This is a genomic window from Streptomyces sp. NPDC096176, from assembly GCF_044763255.1.
In the GTDB taxonomy this organism is placed as follows: Bacteria; Actinomycetota; Actinomycetes; order Streptomycetales; family Streptomycetaceae; genus Streptomyces.
Window position 1 is genome coordinate 109,104 of the sequence record NZ_JBIWFV010000001.1, and the last position, 14,849, is coordinate 123,952.

The window sequence follows — 14,849 nt, forward strand, 5'->3', positions numbered from 1 at the left end:
TGGACACGCCGGGCATGCTGCTCCATCCGCCGTCGGGCGGGTCCTTCCGCTTCGACCCGGGCGCGCTGTGTCTGGAGCTGCTCACCACCGGCGGCCCCGGAAGACTCGCCGCGTACGAGGTCCTGGACGGTCCGGCCGCGCTGCTGCGCTGGGTCGCCGACAGCCGGCTGCCCGCCGGTCTGCGGCTGACGGCCGACCCGGCGGACGTGACCGCCGCCCGGGCGCTGCGGGACGCCCTGTGGGGGGTGGCCTCCACCCGGGCGCACGGCGATGACGCGGACCCGGCCGATGTGTCCTTGGTCAACGCGGCGGCCGCGGCTGCGCCCCTGGTGGCCCGCATCACCGTGGACGGATCACGGGAGTGGGTGCCCGGCGCGACCGCGCGGCAGATGCTCTCGACCGTTGCGCGGGACGCCGTGGACCTCTTCACCGGCCCCTACGCCGACCGCGTCCGCGAATGCTGCTCTCACGACTGCCAGTTGCTCTTCGTCGACACCTCACGCCCGGGCCGCCGCCGCTGGTGCGCGATGGAGAGGTGCGGCAACCGCAACAAGGTGCGGGCGCACCGCGCCCGACATCTCGAGGGGGACGAAACATGACCACCGGACTGACGAAGGACGCGGGCTGGGAGATCGGCGTCTCCAGGACCCTGCCCCTGCCGCCCGCGACGGTATGGGACTTCGTCGCGAGCGCCGAGGGTGTCGCGATCTGACTCGGGAGCGGTGTCCGACTGCCCACCGCGAAGGGCGAGACGTACCGGACCGCCGACGGTCTCACCGGCGAGATCCGCAGTTACCGGCCCGGCGACCGGATCCGGCTGACCTGCGGCGCGAGCGTCGTGCAGGTCGCCGTCTCCCCGGCTCGTTCGGGGCAGGGCACCGTGCTCCGCTTCCACCAGGAACATCTCGCCGACGCCCGGGAGCGCGAGCGCCGCAGGGCGTATTGGCAGGCGGTGGCGGCCGAGCTGAAGGCCGCGCTCGGGCTGGACTGAGCCGGCCGGCGTCCGCCGGCGACTCAGCGGGCGCCCGCCGGCTGCGCCTCCTCCGCTGCGTTTCCTCCGCCTCCTCTGCCGTCTGGCGTCCTGGCCTCCTACGCGGCGCAGGCCGCGGCGGTCTCGTGCGACGGCGCGGCGAAGGGGCGGACGGTGAAGTCCCCGTGGCGCGACAGGGCTGACCGGGGCGGGGCATACCCGCCCGACAGCGTGGGCGTTATGCGACCAACGTCACGTCCTGAGCTGCCCGTTCCCGGCTTAACGTGGTGGGATGGACGTTTTGCCCCCCGGCGGGCCGCCCGGCTGCCCGCTGGTCGGTGTGGTCGCCACGTACATGCCCCGGCTCGTGGAGTTCTCCTTCGAGCCGGGGCTTGTCGCGGCCGTCGACCAGCATGCGGCGGCCGTGCGGGACGCTCTCGTGCCGCTGGTGCCCGCACCCCGCCGGCCCGGAGACGTCGGTCGCCCGGAGGCGATCGACGCGCTGCGGCGCGAGGACCTTGCCGACTACGTCCTCGGCTTCACCGACTGGCTCTCGGAGATCGACTGGTCCGAGCCGGTCGGCTACGACTTCGCGACGCTGCGGCTGACGGCGGTCTGCTGGCTGATCCGCGAGCACGATCTGCTCGCGGTCTGAACAGGACCGAACCGGCCGGTGACAGGCACCGGCCGGTTCGTCGTGACCCGCCGCCACGTCACATGGGATCCCGGCCGTTCCCCAGGGGAGGGCCTTCATCGGTGTCGCGCCCGCGGCCCGTGTCTCCGCCGCGGCCCATGTCGCGTCCGCGTCCCATGCCCTGGCCCCGGCCCATGTCCCGGCCGCCGCCCGCACGGCCCGTCCTGCCGCCGGTGCGTCCGGGTTGGCGCTCCGTGACGGGCTGGCCCGCTGCCGCGTCCGCACGCCCTCGCTGGTAGGCGGTGACGGTGTCCTTGGCGCGGCCCGATTCCGCCTCGGCGGTCGCGAGCCAGCGCTCCCAGCGTTCGCGCATCGGATTGATGAGCCCGCCGCCCACGCCGACGATCAGGATGCCCGCCATGGCGGCGAGCACGGCCGTGAGCACCGGGCCGGTGACCGAGGTGGCGATCTCGGCCTGGCTGAGGGCGGCGATCACACCGAGCGCCACAATGAAGCCCCAGGCCACGGTGGCGAGGACACGGCCGTAGGACGTCTGACCCAGTGCTCCCTGGATGATGTCGCGGGCCGCGCGCGCGATGGCCATGGCCACGACGACGATGACGCAGGCGACGATCGCCTTCGGGATCCAGGAGACGATCCCGTTGATCATCGTGCTGATCGGGTTGGGGCCGAAGACACCGAAGCCCAGCTGGAGCGCGATCAGCATGACCGCGTAGAAGAGAATCTTGCTGATGATCCCGGTGGCGTCGTATTTCGACCCTCCGAGGGTGTTCGATATGCCGCTGCGCTCGGCCATCCGCTCGAAGCCCACCTTGCGCAGCAGGCGATCGGCGGCCTTGGCGATCAGCTTGGCGACGAACCAGCCGATGATCAGGATCGCCACGAAAGCGATGAACTTCGGGATGAACCTGGCCACGGCCGTCCACGCGGCGCTGAAGCCTTGACCGAAGTCGACCGTTAGTGCGAGGTGTTGAGCCATGACGCACTCGCTCCACTCTTTGGGCCGACGCGGTCCGTGCGACCGGGGCCTGGACTTCCGGGGTAACACCGTTGGCCCAATGGCGGCCTGCGCCCAGAGGCGGGGCTGAGCTGTTCGAGTGGAAATTGCGTCCTGTCGGGCGTGGCGAGCGCGTGGTGCGGCGCCAGGTGTGCTCGCCCGCCCGTCGGTCAGCCGGTGGGCTCCGTCTGGGGTTCGTTGCGCGGCGTGCCGTCGGCGGTCGCGGCGGCGGGAGCGGCAGCCTGGGCGCCTGTGGCCACCGTCCCGGGTCCTGTCGTCGCCGTCGGCCCTGTCGGCACCGATGCGGATGTCGGCGTCGTCAGCGGCCCCGCGCCCGAGGCTGCGGCCCGGGCGGCGAGCCGCAGTGCCTCCGCCTTGTTCCGGCGGGCGGTGCGCAGCGCGTCCCACGTCAGGCACGACAGCGCCAGCCACACCAGCGCGAACCCGGCCCACCGCTCGGCGGGCATCGCCTCACGGAAGTACAGGATGCCCAGCGCGAACTGGAACACCGGCGCCAGGTACTGCAGCAGCCCCAGAGTGGACAGTGGCACTCGGATCGCCGCCGCCCCGAAGCAGACCAGTGGCGCGGCCGTCACGATGCCCGTCGCGGCGAGCAGCGCGGCATGCCCGGCTCCGTGCGCTCCGAAGGTCGCCGTGCCGTCGGCGCCGAGCCAGAGCAGGAAGGCGAGGGCCGGCAGGAACTGGATCGCGGTCTCGGCCGCCAGCGACTCCAGGCCGCCGATGTTGACCTTCTTCTTCACCAGACCGTAGATCGCGAACGAGAACGCGAGCGTCAGCGAGATCCACGGCGGCCTGCCGTAGCCGATCGCCAGGACCAGCACGGCCGCGAAGCCGATGGCGACGGCCGCCCATTGGGCCGTCCGCAGCCGTTCCTTGAGCAGCAGGACACCCATGGCGATCGTGACCAGCGGGTTGATGAAGTAGCCCAGCGAGGCCTCGACGACATGGCCCGAGTTCACGGCCCAGATGTAGACGCCCCAGTTGACGGTGATCACCGTAGCGGCGACGGCTATCAGGCCCAGCTTCCGGGGGCTGCGCAGCAGTTCGCGGATCCAGCCCCACTGCCTGAGCGCGAGCAGCGCGACCCCCACGACGGCCAGTGACCACACCATCCGGTGGGCGAGGATCTCGCCGGCGCCGGACGGTTTGAGCAGCGGCCAGAAAAGGGGGACCAGCCCCCACATCCCGTAGGCGCCGATCCCGTACAGCAGCCCTGCCCGCTGTTCGTTCTGCGACTTCACTGGCCCTCCTGTCCCACGCACGTCTTGTGAGAAGGTACGCCGAGCGGGGCCGGGGTGTCATGCCCGTATCGCCATACGGTCATGACCGATCTTGGTGGGCCACGAGTCCGGGAACAGGCCGGGGCACGCAAACGGGAGGCGGCATCCTTCGCCGCCTCCCGTCAGGGCCCGCTGTGGGTCAGCCGACGACCGTCCAGGTGTCGTTACCGGCGAGAAGCGTGGCCAGGTCGCCCTTGCCATCCCTCTCGACCGCGGTGTCGAGCTGGTCGGACATCAGGACGTCGTAGACCGGGCGCTCGACGCTGCGGAGCACGCCGATCGGGGTGTGGTGCAGCGTGTCGGCGTCGGCCAGGCGGGAGAGCGCGAAGGCCGTGGTCGGCGAGGTCGAGTGCGCGTCGTGGACCAGGATCCGCGACTCGTTCTCCGCCGTGACGGCGACGACCTCGAGGTCGCCCGTGGACGGGTCACGCACGACGCCCTTGTCCCTGTCGGCCCCGAAGCGGATGGGCTGCCCGTGCTCGAGACGGATGACGGCTTCCTGCGCCTGATCCTTGTCCTTCAGGATCTCGAAGGCGCCGTCGTTGAAGATGTTGCAGTTCTGGTAGATCTCCACGAGCGCCGTGCCCTGGTGCTCCGAGGCCTGGCGCAACACCTCGGTGAGGTGCTTCCGGTCGGAGTCCACGGTGCGGGCGACGAACGACGCCTCCGCGCCGATCGCCAGCGAGACCGGGTTGAAGGGCGCGTCGAGCGAGCCCATCGGCGTGGACTTGGTGATCTTGCCGACCTCCGAGGTCGGGCTGTACTGGCCCTTGGTGAGCCCGTAGATCCGGTTGTTGAACAGCAGGATCTTCAGGTTGACGTTGCGGCGCAGGGCGTGGATCAGGTGGTTGCCGCCGATGGACAGCGCGTCGCCGTCACCTGTGACGACCCAGACGGACAGGTCGCGCCGGGAAGAGGCCAGCCCCGTAGCGATGGCGGGCGCGCGACCGTGGATGGAGTGCATCCCGTAGGTGTTCATGTAGTAGGGGAAGCGGGAGCTGCAGCCGATGCCGGAGACGAAGACGATGTTCTCCTTCGCCAGGCCCAGCTCGGGCATGAAGCCCTGCACCGCGGCGAGGACCGCGTAGTCGCCGCAGCCGGGGCACCAGCGCACTTCCTGGTCGGACTTGAAGTCCTTCATCGACTGCTTGGCCTCGGCCTTGGGCACGAGCTTGAGCGCCTCAGTCATCGATGGCCTCCTTGAGCGCGGTGGCGAGCTGCTCCGCCTTGAACGGCATGCCGTTGACCTGGTTGAAGGAGCGTGCGTCGACCAGGTACTTCGCCCGGATCAGGGTGGCGAGCTGGCCGAGATTCATCTCGGGCACGACGACCTTGTCGTACTGCTTCAGCATCGGGCCGAGGTTCTTCGGGAACGGGTTGAGGTGGCGCAGATGGGCCTGCGCGATGGCGATGCCGGCCGCACGCAGACGACGCACCGCGGCGGTGATCGGCCCGTACGTGGAGCCCCAGCCGAGCACGAGCGTGTCGGCGCCGTCCGGGTCGTCGACCTCGACGTCCGGCACCTCGATGCCGTCGATCTTGGCCTGGCGGGTGCGGACCATGAAGTCGTGGTTCGCCGGGTCGTACGAGATGTTGCCCGTGCCGTCCTGCTTCTCGATGCCGCCGACGCGGTGCTCGAGCCCCGGCGTGCCCGGCACGGCCCAGGGGCGGGCCAGGGTCTGCGGGTCGCGCTTGTAGGGCCAGAACACCTCGGTGCCGTCGGACAGCTCGTGGTTGGGGCCGGTCGCGAACTGGACCCGCAGGTCGGGCAGCTCGTCGAGATCCGGGATCCGCCACGGCTCCGAACCGTTCGCCAGGTAGCCGTCGGAGAGCAGGAACACGGGTGTGCGGTACGTGAGCGCGATCCGCGCTGCGTCCAGGGCCGCGTCGAAGCAGTCCGCCGGCGTGCGCGGCGCCACGACCGGCACCGGTGCCTCGCCGTTGCGGCCGTACATCGCCTGGAGCAGGTCAGCCTGCTCCGTCTTCGTCGGCAGGCCCGTCGACGGGCCGCCGCGCTGGATGTCGACGACCAGCAGGGGAAGCTCGAGGGAAACGGCGAGACCGATGGTCTCCGATTTCAGCGCCACGCCCGGACCGGAGGTCGTGGTGACCGCGAGGGAGCCGCCGAACGCGGCACCCAGCGCCGCCCCGATGCCCGCGATCTCGTCCTCCGCCTGGAAGGTCCGCACGCCGAAGTTCTTGTGGCGGCTGAGTTCGTGCAGGATGTCGGAGGCCGGGGTGATCGGATAGGAGCCCAGGTAGAGCGGCAGATCCGCCTGCCGGCTTGCGGTGATCAGGCCGTACGACAGGGCCAGGTTGCCGGAGATGTTGCGGTAGGTGCCCGTCGGGAACGCCGTGCTCGCCGGAGCGACCTCGTAGGAGACCGCGAAGTCCTCCGTGGTCTCGCCGAAGTTCCAGCCGGCCCGGAAGGCGGCGATGTTCGCCTCGGCGATGGTCGGCTTCTTGGCGAACTTCTGTCGCAGGAAGCGCTCCGTGGCCTCCGTGGGCCGGTGGTACATCCAGCTCAGCAGGCCGAGCGCGAACATGTTCTTGCTGCGCTCCGCCTCCTTGCGGGACAGCCCGAAGTCCTTCAGCGCCTCGATCGTCAGCGTCGTCAGCGGCACCGGGTGCACCTGGTAGGCGGACAGCGACCCGTCCTCGAGTGGGGAGGTCTCGTATCCGACCTTCGCCATGGCCCGCTTCGCGAACTCGTCCGTGTTGACGATGATCTCGCCGCCGCGCGGCACATCGCCGATGTTCGCCTTCAGCGCGGCGGGGTTCATCGCGACCAGCACGTTCGGTGCGTCGCCGGGGGTCAGGATGTCGTGGTCGGCGAAGTGCAGCTGGAAACTCGAGACACCCGGCAGCGTCCCGGCAGGCGCCCGGATCTCGGCCGGAAAGTTCGGAAGGGTGGAGAGGTCGTTGCCGAAGGATGCCGTCTCCGCGGTGAACCGGTCACCGGTGAGCTGCATGCCGTCCCCGGAGTCACCCGCGAAACGGATGATCACCCGGTCCAGACGGCGGATCTCCTTGTCGCCGGCGCGCCTGCGCTGCTCTCCGACGAGGGCCTCATCGGACCCGTTGACCTCATCGGCCTGCTCGGCCGGGCTACTGACCTGGCTGGTCACTGAACTGGACCTCCCTCGAGGCGGTTCCTCGGGCCCGACCGGCCCACCGGCCGGCCCATTGGCAACCCTACGACGGTAAGGGTGGCCTTCCCCGGACCGCTCACATGTCGGACGTCCTGCCGAGACGCCGCGACGTCTGTCTTGTCCTGCCTTCTGTGTAACCCGGACTTCCGGGAAGACGTTCCCGGTTCATTCTTTGGGCCTGGGGCTAATGCGCCACTCGACGGCCGACGGTGTGTCGGTGGAGCCCCCGTATCCACTCCGCCACCGAGTGGATCCGGTCGGTCATTTCGTGGCATTCGGGTGACTCGGGACATCAGGACGTGTAGGTGGGTGGTCACGAATTCAAATAAGTCAGCACCGCGAGCACGCGACGATGGTCGCCCTCGCTGGGGGACAGTCCCAGCTTCAGGAAGATGTTGCTTACATGCTTCTCCACGGCCCCGTCGCTCACCACGAGCTGCTTGGCGATCGCCGAGTTCGTGCGGCCCTCGGCCATCAGCCCGAGCACCTCCCGCTCGCGGGGCGTGAGGCCGACGAGCACGTCCTGCTTACGGCTCCGGCCCAGCAGCTGCGCCACCACCTCGGGGTCGAGCGCGGTACCGCCCTGGGCGACCCGCACCACGGCGTCCACGAACTCGCGCACCTCGGCCACCCGGTCCTTGAGCAGATAGCCCACGCCCCGGGTGCTGCCGGCGAGCAGTTCCGTGGCGTACTGCTCCTCCACGTACTGCGACAGGACCAGCACGCCGACGCCGGGATGCTCCCGCCGCAGCTGCACAGCGGCCCGCACGCCCTCGTCGGTGTGCGTGGGTGGCATCCGTACGTCCGCGACCACGACGTCCGGCAGCGCGTCCTGCGCCGCAAGGGCGTCGACCGTCTTGAGCAGGGCCTGCGCGTCACCCACTCCGGCGACCACATCGTGTCCCCGGTCGGTCAGCAGCCGGGTCAGGCCCTCCCGAAGCAGTACGGAATCCTCGGCGATGACCACCCGCACTCTGTCCTCCACAACCCTGTAGCCCCCCTGTAGATGTGCTTCCCGAGCCTTGAGCCCACCAGCATTCCAGGATCAGGACAGGCTCGGGGCCGGGCCGCGGTTTTCCCGGTCACCGCGCCGGGGGACGCAGAAACGGGGGTGGGGGTTGCCCTGGTTGCTGCGGGTTCGGCGGGTTGCCACGAGGGGCAGCCGGCCGGTGCGGCCGGTCCGGTGTTCGCCCGTGTCGGCCGTGCGACACGGCGTGCGGTTCAGGCACGGCCGTGCGGTTCAGCCGCGCCAGGGGAGTTCCGCCGTCACCGTCGTCGGGCCTCCGGCAGGGGAGTCCACGGCCAGGACGCCGTCCACCGCGCTCAGCCGTTCCGCGAGACCGGCCAGCCCGCTGCCGGCCGCCGTGTCGGCCCCGCCCCTGCCGTCGTCCACGACCTGGAGCATCAGCCGGTCGGCCGACCGCCACACGTCAACGGAGGCGCGGGTGGCGCGAGCGTGCTTGCTGACGTTCTGCAGCAGCTCGGAGACCGTGAAGTAGGCGATGCCCTCTATGGCGGGCGCCGGCCGCCGGTCCAGGTCGACCTCGACCGTCACGGGCACGGCGCAGCGTGACGCTACGGAGGAGAGTGCGGCGTCCAGGCCGCGGTCGGTCAGTACGGCGGGGTGGATTCCGCGGGCCAGGTCCCGGAGCTCCTGCAGGGCGACCTTCACCTCGCCGTGCGCCTCGTCCACCATCCGTGCGGCGGCCTCCGGGTCCTGCGCCAGCTTCTCCTTCGCGAGCCCGAGATCCATGGCGAGGGCGACGAGCCGGGCCTGCGCGCCGTCGTGCAGGTCGCGTTCGATACGGCGCAGGTCGGCGGCCGCCGTGTCCACGACGACGCCACGGTCCGACTCCAGCTCCACGACACGGGTCGCGAGGCGGGACGGCCCGAGCAGCCCGGCCACGAACAGGCGGTCGACGCTGGTCAGAGCACGCATGATCCACGGGGTGGCGATCGTGAGCACGAGGCCGACGGCGCTGGTGGCGGCGATCTCGAGGGGGGTGTCGAGGTAGAAGTTGTGCGTCCCGTCCCCGTACAGCTGCAGACCGTCCACGCCGCCCCACATCGGGAACGCCCACTGCCACAGCGGGTACAGCAGCAGCGCCCAGCCGGTCACCCACAGGGTCACGGCGACGCAGAAGCCGAAGACGGCCCACGGGAAGTGGATGAGCGCGTAGAGAAGGTGACGCCAGGACGCCCCGCTCTTGAGGATGCCGCCCATCCAGGCCGCGACGCCTTTGTTATTGGGGCCCAGAGTGCTCCGCACCGGCTCCGGCGCGGCAACGTCCAGCCCGAGCAGCGCCCGAGCTCGTGCCCGCTCCAGGGCGCCGAAACCGCGCAGGCCGGCAAGGCCGGCCGCGAATACGGGGATCCCCAGGAACGTGACGAGCAGTCCGGCGCCCAACGAGGTCATGGTGACCGCGAACGTGAAGACCGCGGTGGCGAGGGGCAGGCTGAGCACCAGATACCCGAACTCGCGCCAGGCCCGGCCCTCGAAGGGAGCGCGCAGTACGGGAGGGAAGAAGTGTTCCCGGGGTACCGGGGGACCGTATCCGTAATCCGTGCTGGCCATCGAAGTCGTCCGTTCTGCGGGGCGGCGTTCTGGGGGGCGCGCTGTCATGTCCTCAAGCCTGCTGTGACGGGGCGACGTGCACCATGCGGCCGGTAGCCGTCTTGGGCGGGGGGTTTTCCCCACCACGCCGCGGGGGCTGGGTGGCGCCCGGCGTCGGGATCGCGTTCATGGCGGGGGCGGCGGGGTGGCGGGGCGGCCTGCCGGGGTCGCGTTCGTGGCGGGGCGGCGGGGGCGCGGCCGGGTCGGGCAGGCGGGGCGGCGGATCGCCGGGGCGCCGGACGCGTTCATGGCGGGGGCGGGAAGGACGAGCCACGGCGCGTTCAGGCGCGGGCCCGGAGCTCCTCGCGTTCCCGCCACGGCAGCTCCGCCGTGACCGTCGTCGGCCCGCCGACGGGCGAGTCCAGGGCGAAGACTCCGTCCACCGCGCCCAAACGCTCCGCCAGCCCGGCCATGCCCGTGCCTCCGTCCAGCCGGGCCCCGCCCCTGCCGTCGTCCACGACCTGGAGCATGAGCCGGTCGGCCGACCGCCACACGTCAACGGAGGCGTGCGTGGCGCGAGCGTGCTTGCTGACGTTCTGCAGCAGCTCGGAGACGGTGAAGTAGGCGATGCCTTCGATTGCCGCGGCGGGTCGCGTGTCCATGTCGACGGTGACCGTCACCGGAGCAGTACAGCGCGACGCGACGGAGGAGAGCGCGGCGTCCAGGCCGCGGTCGGTCAGTACGGCGGGGTGGATCCCACGGGCCAGGTCACGCAGTTCCTTGAGCGCGAGCTTCACCTCGCCGTGCGCCTCGTCCACCATGGTCGCCGCTGCGTCCGGGTCCTCCAGGAGCTTCTCCTTGGCGAGGCCCAGCCCCATGGCCAGGGCCACCAGCCGGGCCTGGGCGCCGTCGTGCAGGTCGCGTTCGATACGGCGCAGGTCCGCGGAGGCCGTGTCGACGACCACGCCACGGTCGGACTCCAGCTCGGCGATGCGCCGTTCCAGATCGTCGGAGGGCGACAGCAGCCCCCGCACCATCGCGCGGTCGGCGTTGGACAGCCCCCGCGCGATGAAGGGCAGTACGGGCCAGAGCACGAACAGGCTCACCACCATGACGGTGAAGGTGAAGACGCCCCAGGGCAGCCGGATCACCGAGTACAGCACGGTGCGCCAGGCCACCGGATCCTTCAGGTGGGACCACACCCAGGTGATCAGGCCCCTGCCGCGCGAAGGCCCGAACAACGGGCTCGGCTCGTCGACCCGTACGCCGAGCAGCGCACGGGCCCGTGCCCGCTCCGCCCGTCCGAGCATGCGTGCACCCGCGAGCCCGAGTGCCAGCAGGGGCAGGCCGATCACCGTCACGGAGAGCCCGGCGCCGACGCTGACCGTGACCGTCGCATAGACGAACGCGAGCAGAGCGGCCGGGAGGTTGCCGAGCAGATGCGCGATCTCTTTCCGCGTATGGCGGTCGAAGACGAAGCGCGCAGAGGGCGGCCGGTCGTTGTCGGGGGCGGTGATGCTCGCGGTCATGGAGGCCAGCCTGCCGGGCGGGGCCGTCGCACGCCATGGGGTACATGGGTGGGGGCGAAGTAGGGATAACCCCACCCGGGGTCGACCGATGCGTGACACAACTGCTTACCCTCTCTTTAGCAGGGCCTAGACTCCCGTGCGTACCGATCGACAGGGAGCGAGGGGCGGACGTGCCGGAACCGACCGTAGTCGTCCTCGCGGCGGACTACTTCGAGAGCTACTCAGTCGTCGGGCTGCTCGCGCTGATCGGCGTGCTGTTCGTCGCCGTTGCCTTCACCGCCGGCCGGCTGTTGCGGCCCGTCGTCCCGACGCCCGAGAAAATGCTCACGTACGAGTGCGGAGTCGACCCGGTCGGCGAGGGCTGGGCGCACACCCAGGTCCGTTATTACGTCTACGCCTTCCTGTACGTGATCTTCGCGATCGACTCGATCTTCCTCTTCCCGTGGGCGACGGTCTTCGCCGCCGACGGATACGGCGCGACAACTCTCGTGGAGATGTTCATCTTCCTCGGTTTCCTGGCCGTGGGACTGCTCTACGCATGGAAGAAGGGGGTCCTGACATGGACGTGACCCCGACCCCGCCCACCGAGCCGAACACGGCCCCGGCTCCTGCTCCGGAGCTGCTTCCGGAGCCGCGGCGACTGGGAGCACTCGCGCGGCTGGCGCCCGAACCGATGAAGGTGGTCCTCAACTGGGGCCGCCGCTACAGCCTCTGGGTCTTCAACTTCGGACTGGCCTGCTGCGCCATCGAGTTCATCGCGGCCTCGATGGCACGCCACGACTTCATCCGGCTCGGGGTGATCCCCTTCGCACCGGGACCGCGCCAGGCGGACCTGATGATCGTGTCCGGCACGGTGACGGACAAGATGGCGCCGGCGGTGAAGCGTCTGTACGAGCAGATGCCCGAGCCCAAGTACGTCATCTCCTTCGGCGCCTGTTCCAACTGCGGTGGCCCGTACTGGGACTCGTACTCCGTCACCAAGGGCGTCGACCAGATCATCCCCGTCGACGTCTACGTACCCGGCTGCCCTCCCCGCCCGGAGGCGCTGCTGCAGGGAATCCTGAAGCTCCAGGAGAAGATCGCTCGAGAGTCGCTCGGGGAGCGCTACGGACACGGTGGGAAGAACGCCGGCGTCCGCCCCTCCGCCACGGCCCTGACAAGCGGGCTGGTCACGCCGCCTCCGACGCCCGGCGACGCCGAGGGGGCGACGCGGTGAACCAGTACGACCGGCTTCCCGACGCCGTCACCGAGATCTTCGGCGAGGAGGCGACGGCCGAGCGGGCCTACGACCTGCTCACGGTCGACGTCCCCGCCGGCTCCTGGATCGCGGCCCTGGAGATCGCACGCGACAAGCTGGGCTGCACCTATTTCGACTGGCTCAGCGCAGTCGACGAGCCCGGTACCGGCTTCCGCGTCTGCGCGCACGTCGTCTCGCTGGAGGGCCGCGCCGTGCGGCGGCTGCTGGTGCGCACGACCGTTCCGCACACGGCTCCGTCGCTGCCGACCGCGGTCGAGATCTACGCGGGCGCGAGCTGGCACGAGCGCGAGACCCACGAGATGTTCGGTGTCGACTTCACCGGCCACCCCCACCAGGCACCGCTGCTGCTGCCGGACGGCTTCGAAGGCCACCCGCTGCGCAAGGACTTCGTGCTGGCCGCCCGGGTCGCCAAGGCGTGGCCGGGCGCGAAGGAACCGGGTGAGTCGGGGCACGGCGGGCCGAAGCGCCGCCAGATGCTGCCGCCGGGTGTCCCGGACCCGAACGAGTGGGGCCCCCTCAAGGGCCAGCTCCCGCCCGCCCCCGCCCGCCCCGCCCGCACACCCCGCGCCGCCGGAGCCGCGGCAGCGGCGGGCGAACGCCCGCCGCGTCGCACGCGGAGCGCGAGCGAGGGCTCGGCGTCGCAGGGTGGGGCGGCTCCCGCCGCTCCACGCCGCTCCCGCAGCGCGAGTGAGGGCTCGGCGTCGCAGAGTGGGGCAGCCGCTGGGGAGCCGCAGGCCCCGGCCGCTCCGCGCCGCGCGCAGAGCGCGGGCGAGGGGTCGGCGAGCCTGCGCAGCCCGCGGGACACGACGCCGGCCGAGCCGGCCGGAACGCCCGAGACGCCGACTCCCTCGCAGACGAAGAACGCGGAAGCAACGACTCCGTCGCAAACGCCGGAGAAGCCCGAGGCGTCCCAGGCGTCCCCGGCGCCGGACGCGGCCGCCACGCCGCCGTCCAGCGAGGCGTCCAAGGCGTCGCAGCCCTCCGGTTCGGAGGCCGGGGCCACGGATTCGACCCCGACCCCGGCCACGCCGTCACGCTCCCGCAGCGCCGACGCGCCCTGGCACCACGCCCGGCCGGCGTTCGACGACTCGGACTCCGCAGCGACGCCCCCCGACGCAGGCGCAGCGGAACCGCCGGCACCCGCCGGCCCTGCGGCGGCCGACGACGCCACTGCGCCCGAGGCGGCCGACGAAGCCGCCGGCCCTGAGCCGGCGGACGAAACCCGTGCCCCCAAGGCACCCGAGCAGCCCCGTGCCCCGAAGGCGCCCGAGCAACCCCCTGCCCCCGAGACGGCGGCCGAAGCCACTGAGCCCACCGCGGCAGAGGAACCCGCTGTCCCCGCCGCGGCAGAGGAACCCGCCGCCCCCGAGGGCGACTCCCCAGAAACCGAGACCCCCCGGCCCGCGACCGGGTCCACCGATGGGCCCGAGGGCGAGCCGAACCGACCTGCCGGAGGCGAGCCCGCGTGAACGACGCACTGGACGTCGCCCTCCGGCTCATCGTCGTTTTCGCCGTGTTCCTCGTTCTCCCCCTTGTCATCGGGCAGACCGAGCACAAGGTGATGGCCCACATGCAGGGCCGTCTCGGCCCCATGTACGCCGGCGGGTTCCACGGATGGGCCCAGCTCGTCGCGGACGGTGTGAAGTTCGCGCAGAAGGAGGATGTGGTCCCGGCCGACGCCGACCGCCGCGTCTTCCAACTCGCTCCCGCCGTCGCGCTCCTGCCCTACCTCCTCGTACTCGTCGCGATCCCGATCGGACCGGACGAGGGCGCGGTCGGTCAGGTCGTCGACGCCGGCATCTTCTTCGTCCTGGCCGTCATGGGCGTCGGTGTGCTCGGCTCGCTCATGGCGGGCTGGGCCTCGGCCAACAAGTTCTCCCTGCTGGGCGGTCTGCGCACGGCGGCCCAGTTGCTCGCCTACGAGCTGCCGATGCTGCTGACCGCCGCCTCCGTCGCGATGGCGGCCGGCACGGTCTCCCTGCCGGGCATCCTGAATGCCTTCGAGTGGTGGTGGCTGCCCTGGCAGATCGTGGGTGCCATCGTGTTCTTCGTCGCCGGCCTCGCCGAGCTGCAGCGCCCTCCCTTCGACATGCCGGTCGCGGACTCCGAGATCATCTTCGGCGCGTACACCGAGTACACCGGCCTGCGCTTCGCGCTCTTCCTGCTCGCCGAGTACGCCGGAATCGTCGTGCTGTGCGGTCTGACCACCGTCCTCTTCCTCGGCGGTTGGCACGGTCCGTTCGGCGCGGACGGTCTCGGCTGGGTGTGGACCCTCCTCAAGACCGCCGTGCTCGCCTTCATCGTCATCTGGCTGCGCGTGACCTACCCCCGGATGCGCGAGGACCAGCTGCAGAAGCTCGCCTGGACCGTCCTCGTCCCACTCGCCCTCGCCCAGATCGCCCTCACCGGCATCGTCAAGGTGGTGATCTAGTC

General features: G+C 71.1%; 13 protein-coding genes and 1 pseudogene. 7 read left to right on the plus strand and 7 right to left on the minus strand.

The features are described from left to right. The first annotated feature begins 14 nt into the window (after window positions 1-14). The 3 genes and pseudogenes from ACIQ7Q_RS00550 to ACIQ7Q_RS00560 all read left to right on the plus strand — a co-directional run bounded on the left by ACIQ7Q_RS00550 (window position 15) and on the right by ACIQ7Q_RS00560 (window position 1,625). Window positions 15-599, plus strand: coding sequence for a CGNR zinc finger domain-containing protein (locus ACIQ7Q_RS00550; RefSeq protein ID WP_403856375.1), 585 nt, complete (start codon window positions 15-17; stop codon window positions 597-599). Next, window positions 596-991, plus strand: a pseudogene (locus tag ACIQ7Q_RS00555) (SRPBCC domain-containing protein). Before ACIQ7Q_RS00550 ends, ACIQ7Q_RS00555 begins: the two are co-directional and overlap by 4 nt. A gap of 271 nt (window positions 992-1,262) precedes the next feature. Further along, on the plus strand, window positions 1,263-1,625 hold the full coding sequence (locus ACIQ7Q_RS00560) for a DUF6401 family natural product biosynthesis protein (protein ID WP_403854724.1): 363 nt from the start codon (window positions 1,263-1,265) through the stop codon (window positions 1,623-1,625). 58 nt (window positions 1,626-1,683) lie between these two features. Here ACIQ7Q_RS00560 and ACIQ7Q_RS00565 read toward each other — a convergent pair whose 3' ends face one another. The 7 genes from ACIQ7Q_RS00565 to ACIQ7Q_RS00595 form a co-directional block, all read right to left on the minus strand. Next, window positions 1,684-2,604: a hypothetical protein gene (locus ACIQ7Q_RS00565; protein ID WP_403854727.1), complete on the minus strand. Its 921-nt coding sequence runs from the start codon at window positions 2,602-2,604 to the stop codon at window positions 1,684-1,686. Window positions 2,605-2,792: 188 nt separating this feature from the next. Continuing rightward, complete coding sequence (gene rarD, locus ACIQ7Q_RS00570) at window positions 2,793-3,884, minus strand: EamA family transporter RarD (protein WP_403854730.1); 1,092 nt, start codon at window positions 3,882-3,884, stop codon at window positions 2,793-2,795. A gap of 178 nt (window positions 3,885-4,062) precedes the next feature. Next, window positions 4,063-5,112: a 2-oxoacid:ferredoxin oxidoreductase subunit beta gene (locus ACIQ7Q_RS00575; protein WP_403854733.1), complete on the minus strand. Its 1,050-nt coding sequence runs from the start codon at window positions 5,110-5,112 to the stop codon at window positions 4,063-4,065. Next, on the minus strand, window positions 5,105-7,051 hold the full coding sequence (locus ACIQ7Q_RS00580) for a 2-oxoacid:acceptor oxidoreductase subunit alpha (RefSeq protein WP_403854736.1): 1,947 nt from the start codon (window positions 7,049-7,051) through the stop codon (window positions 5,105-5,107). The genes ACIQ7Q_RS00575 and ACIQ7Q_RS00580 overlap by 8 nt, the downstream gene beginning before the upstream one ends. A gap of 337 nt (window positions 7,052-7,388) precedes the next feature. Further along, window positions 7,389-8,048 carry a response regulator gene (locus ACIQ7Q_RS00585; RefSeq protein ID WP_403854739.1) on the minus strand — a complete coding sequence of 220 codons (660 nt, stop codon included), beginning with the start codon at window positions 8,046-8,048 and terminating at the stop codon, window positions 7,389-7,391. A 267-nt stretch (window positions 8,049-8,315) separates the two neighbouring features. After that, window positions 8,316-9,650, minus strand: coding sequence for a sensor histidine kinase (locus ACIQ7Q_RS00590; protein ID WP_403854742.1), 1,335 nt, complete (start codon window positions 9,648-9,650; stop codon window positions 8,316-8,318). A gap of 320 nt (window positions 9,651-9,970) precedes the next feature. Beyond that, a complete protein-coding gene (locus tag ACIQ7Q_RS00595; protein ID WP_403854745.1) occupies window positions 9,971-11,158 on the minus strand; it encodes a sensor histidine kinase in 1,188 nt (395 codons plus the stop codon). Between the two features lie 170 nt (window positions 11,159-11,328). On the opposite strand from ACIQ7Q_RS00595, the gene ACIQ7Q_RS00600 reads away from it, so the two are divergent. From ACIQ7Q_RS00600 to ACIQ7Q_RS00615, 4 genes are read left to right on the plus strand one after another with little or no spacing between them, the layout of a single operon-like run. Next, entirely contained in the window at window positions 11,329-11,727 is a 399-nt protein-coding gene (locus tag ACIQ7Q_RS00600) for an NADH-quinone oxidoreductase subunit A (protein WP_356634612.1), read from the plus strand. Then, window positions 11,718-12,374 carry an NADH-quinone oxidoreductase subunit B gene (locus ACIQ7Q_RS00605; RefSeq protein ID WP_403854748.1) on the plus strand — a complete coding sequence of 219 codons (657 nt, stop codon included), beginning with the start codon at window positions 11,718-11,720 and terminating at the stop codon, window positions 12,372-12,374. Before ACIQ7Q_RS00600 ends, ACIQ7Q_RS00605 begins: the two co-directional genes overlap by 10 nt. Continuing rightward, window positions 12,371-13,885, plus strand: coding sequence for an NADH-quinone oxidoreductase subunit C (locus ACIQ7Q_RS00610; RefSeq protein ID WP_403854751.1), 1,515 nt, complete (start codon window positions 12,371-12,373; stop codon window positions 13,883-13,885). The genes ACIQ7Q_RS00605 and ACIQ7Q_RS00610 overlap by 4 nt, the downstream gene beginning before the upstream one ends. Then, complete coding sequence (locus ACIQ7Q_RS00615) at window positions 13,882-14,847, plus strand: NADH-quinone oxidoreductase subunit H (RefSeq protein WP_403854754.1); 966 nt, start codon at window positions 13,882-13,884, stop codon at window positions 14,845-14,847. Before ACIQ7Q_RS00610 ends, ACIQ7Q_RS00615 begins: the two co-directional genes overlap by 4 nt. Window positions 14,848-14,849: the final 2 nt, after the last annotated feature.

Bases quoted from the DNA above. Each gene is read 5' to 3' on its own strand.
- ACIQ7Q_RS00550 (WP_403856375.1), top strand. From the start codon at position 15: ATGCTGCTCCATCCGCCGTCGGGCGGGTCCTTCCGCTTCGACCCGGGC.
- ACIQ7Q_RS00560 (WP_403854724.1), top strand. From the start codon at position 1,263: ATGGACGTTTTGCCCCCCGGCGGGCCGCCCGGCTGCCCGCTGGTCGGT.
- ACIQ7Q_RS00565 (WP_403854727.1), bottom strand. From the start codon at position 2,604: ATGGCTCAACACCTCGCACTAACGGTCGACTTCGGTCAAGGCTTCAGC.
- ACIQ7Q_RS00575 (WP_403854733.1), bottom strand. From the start codon at position 5,112: ATGACTGAGGCGCTCAAGCTCGTGCCCAAGGCCGAGGCCAAGCAGTCG.
- ACIQ7Q_RS00590 (WP_403854742.1), bottom strand. From the start codon at position 9,650: ATGGCCAGCACGGATTACGGATACGGTCCCCCGGTACCCCGGGAACAC.
- ACIQ7Q_RS00595 (WP_403854745.1), bottom strand. From the start codon at position 11,158: ATGACCGCGAGCATCACCGCCCCCGACAACGACCGGCCGCCCTCTGCG.
- ACIQ7Q_RS00605 (WP_403854748.1), top strand. From the start codon at position 11,718: ATGGACGTGACCCCGACCCCGCCCACCGAGCCGAACACGGCCCCGGCT.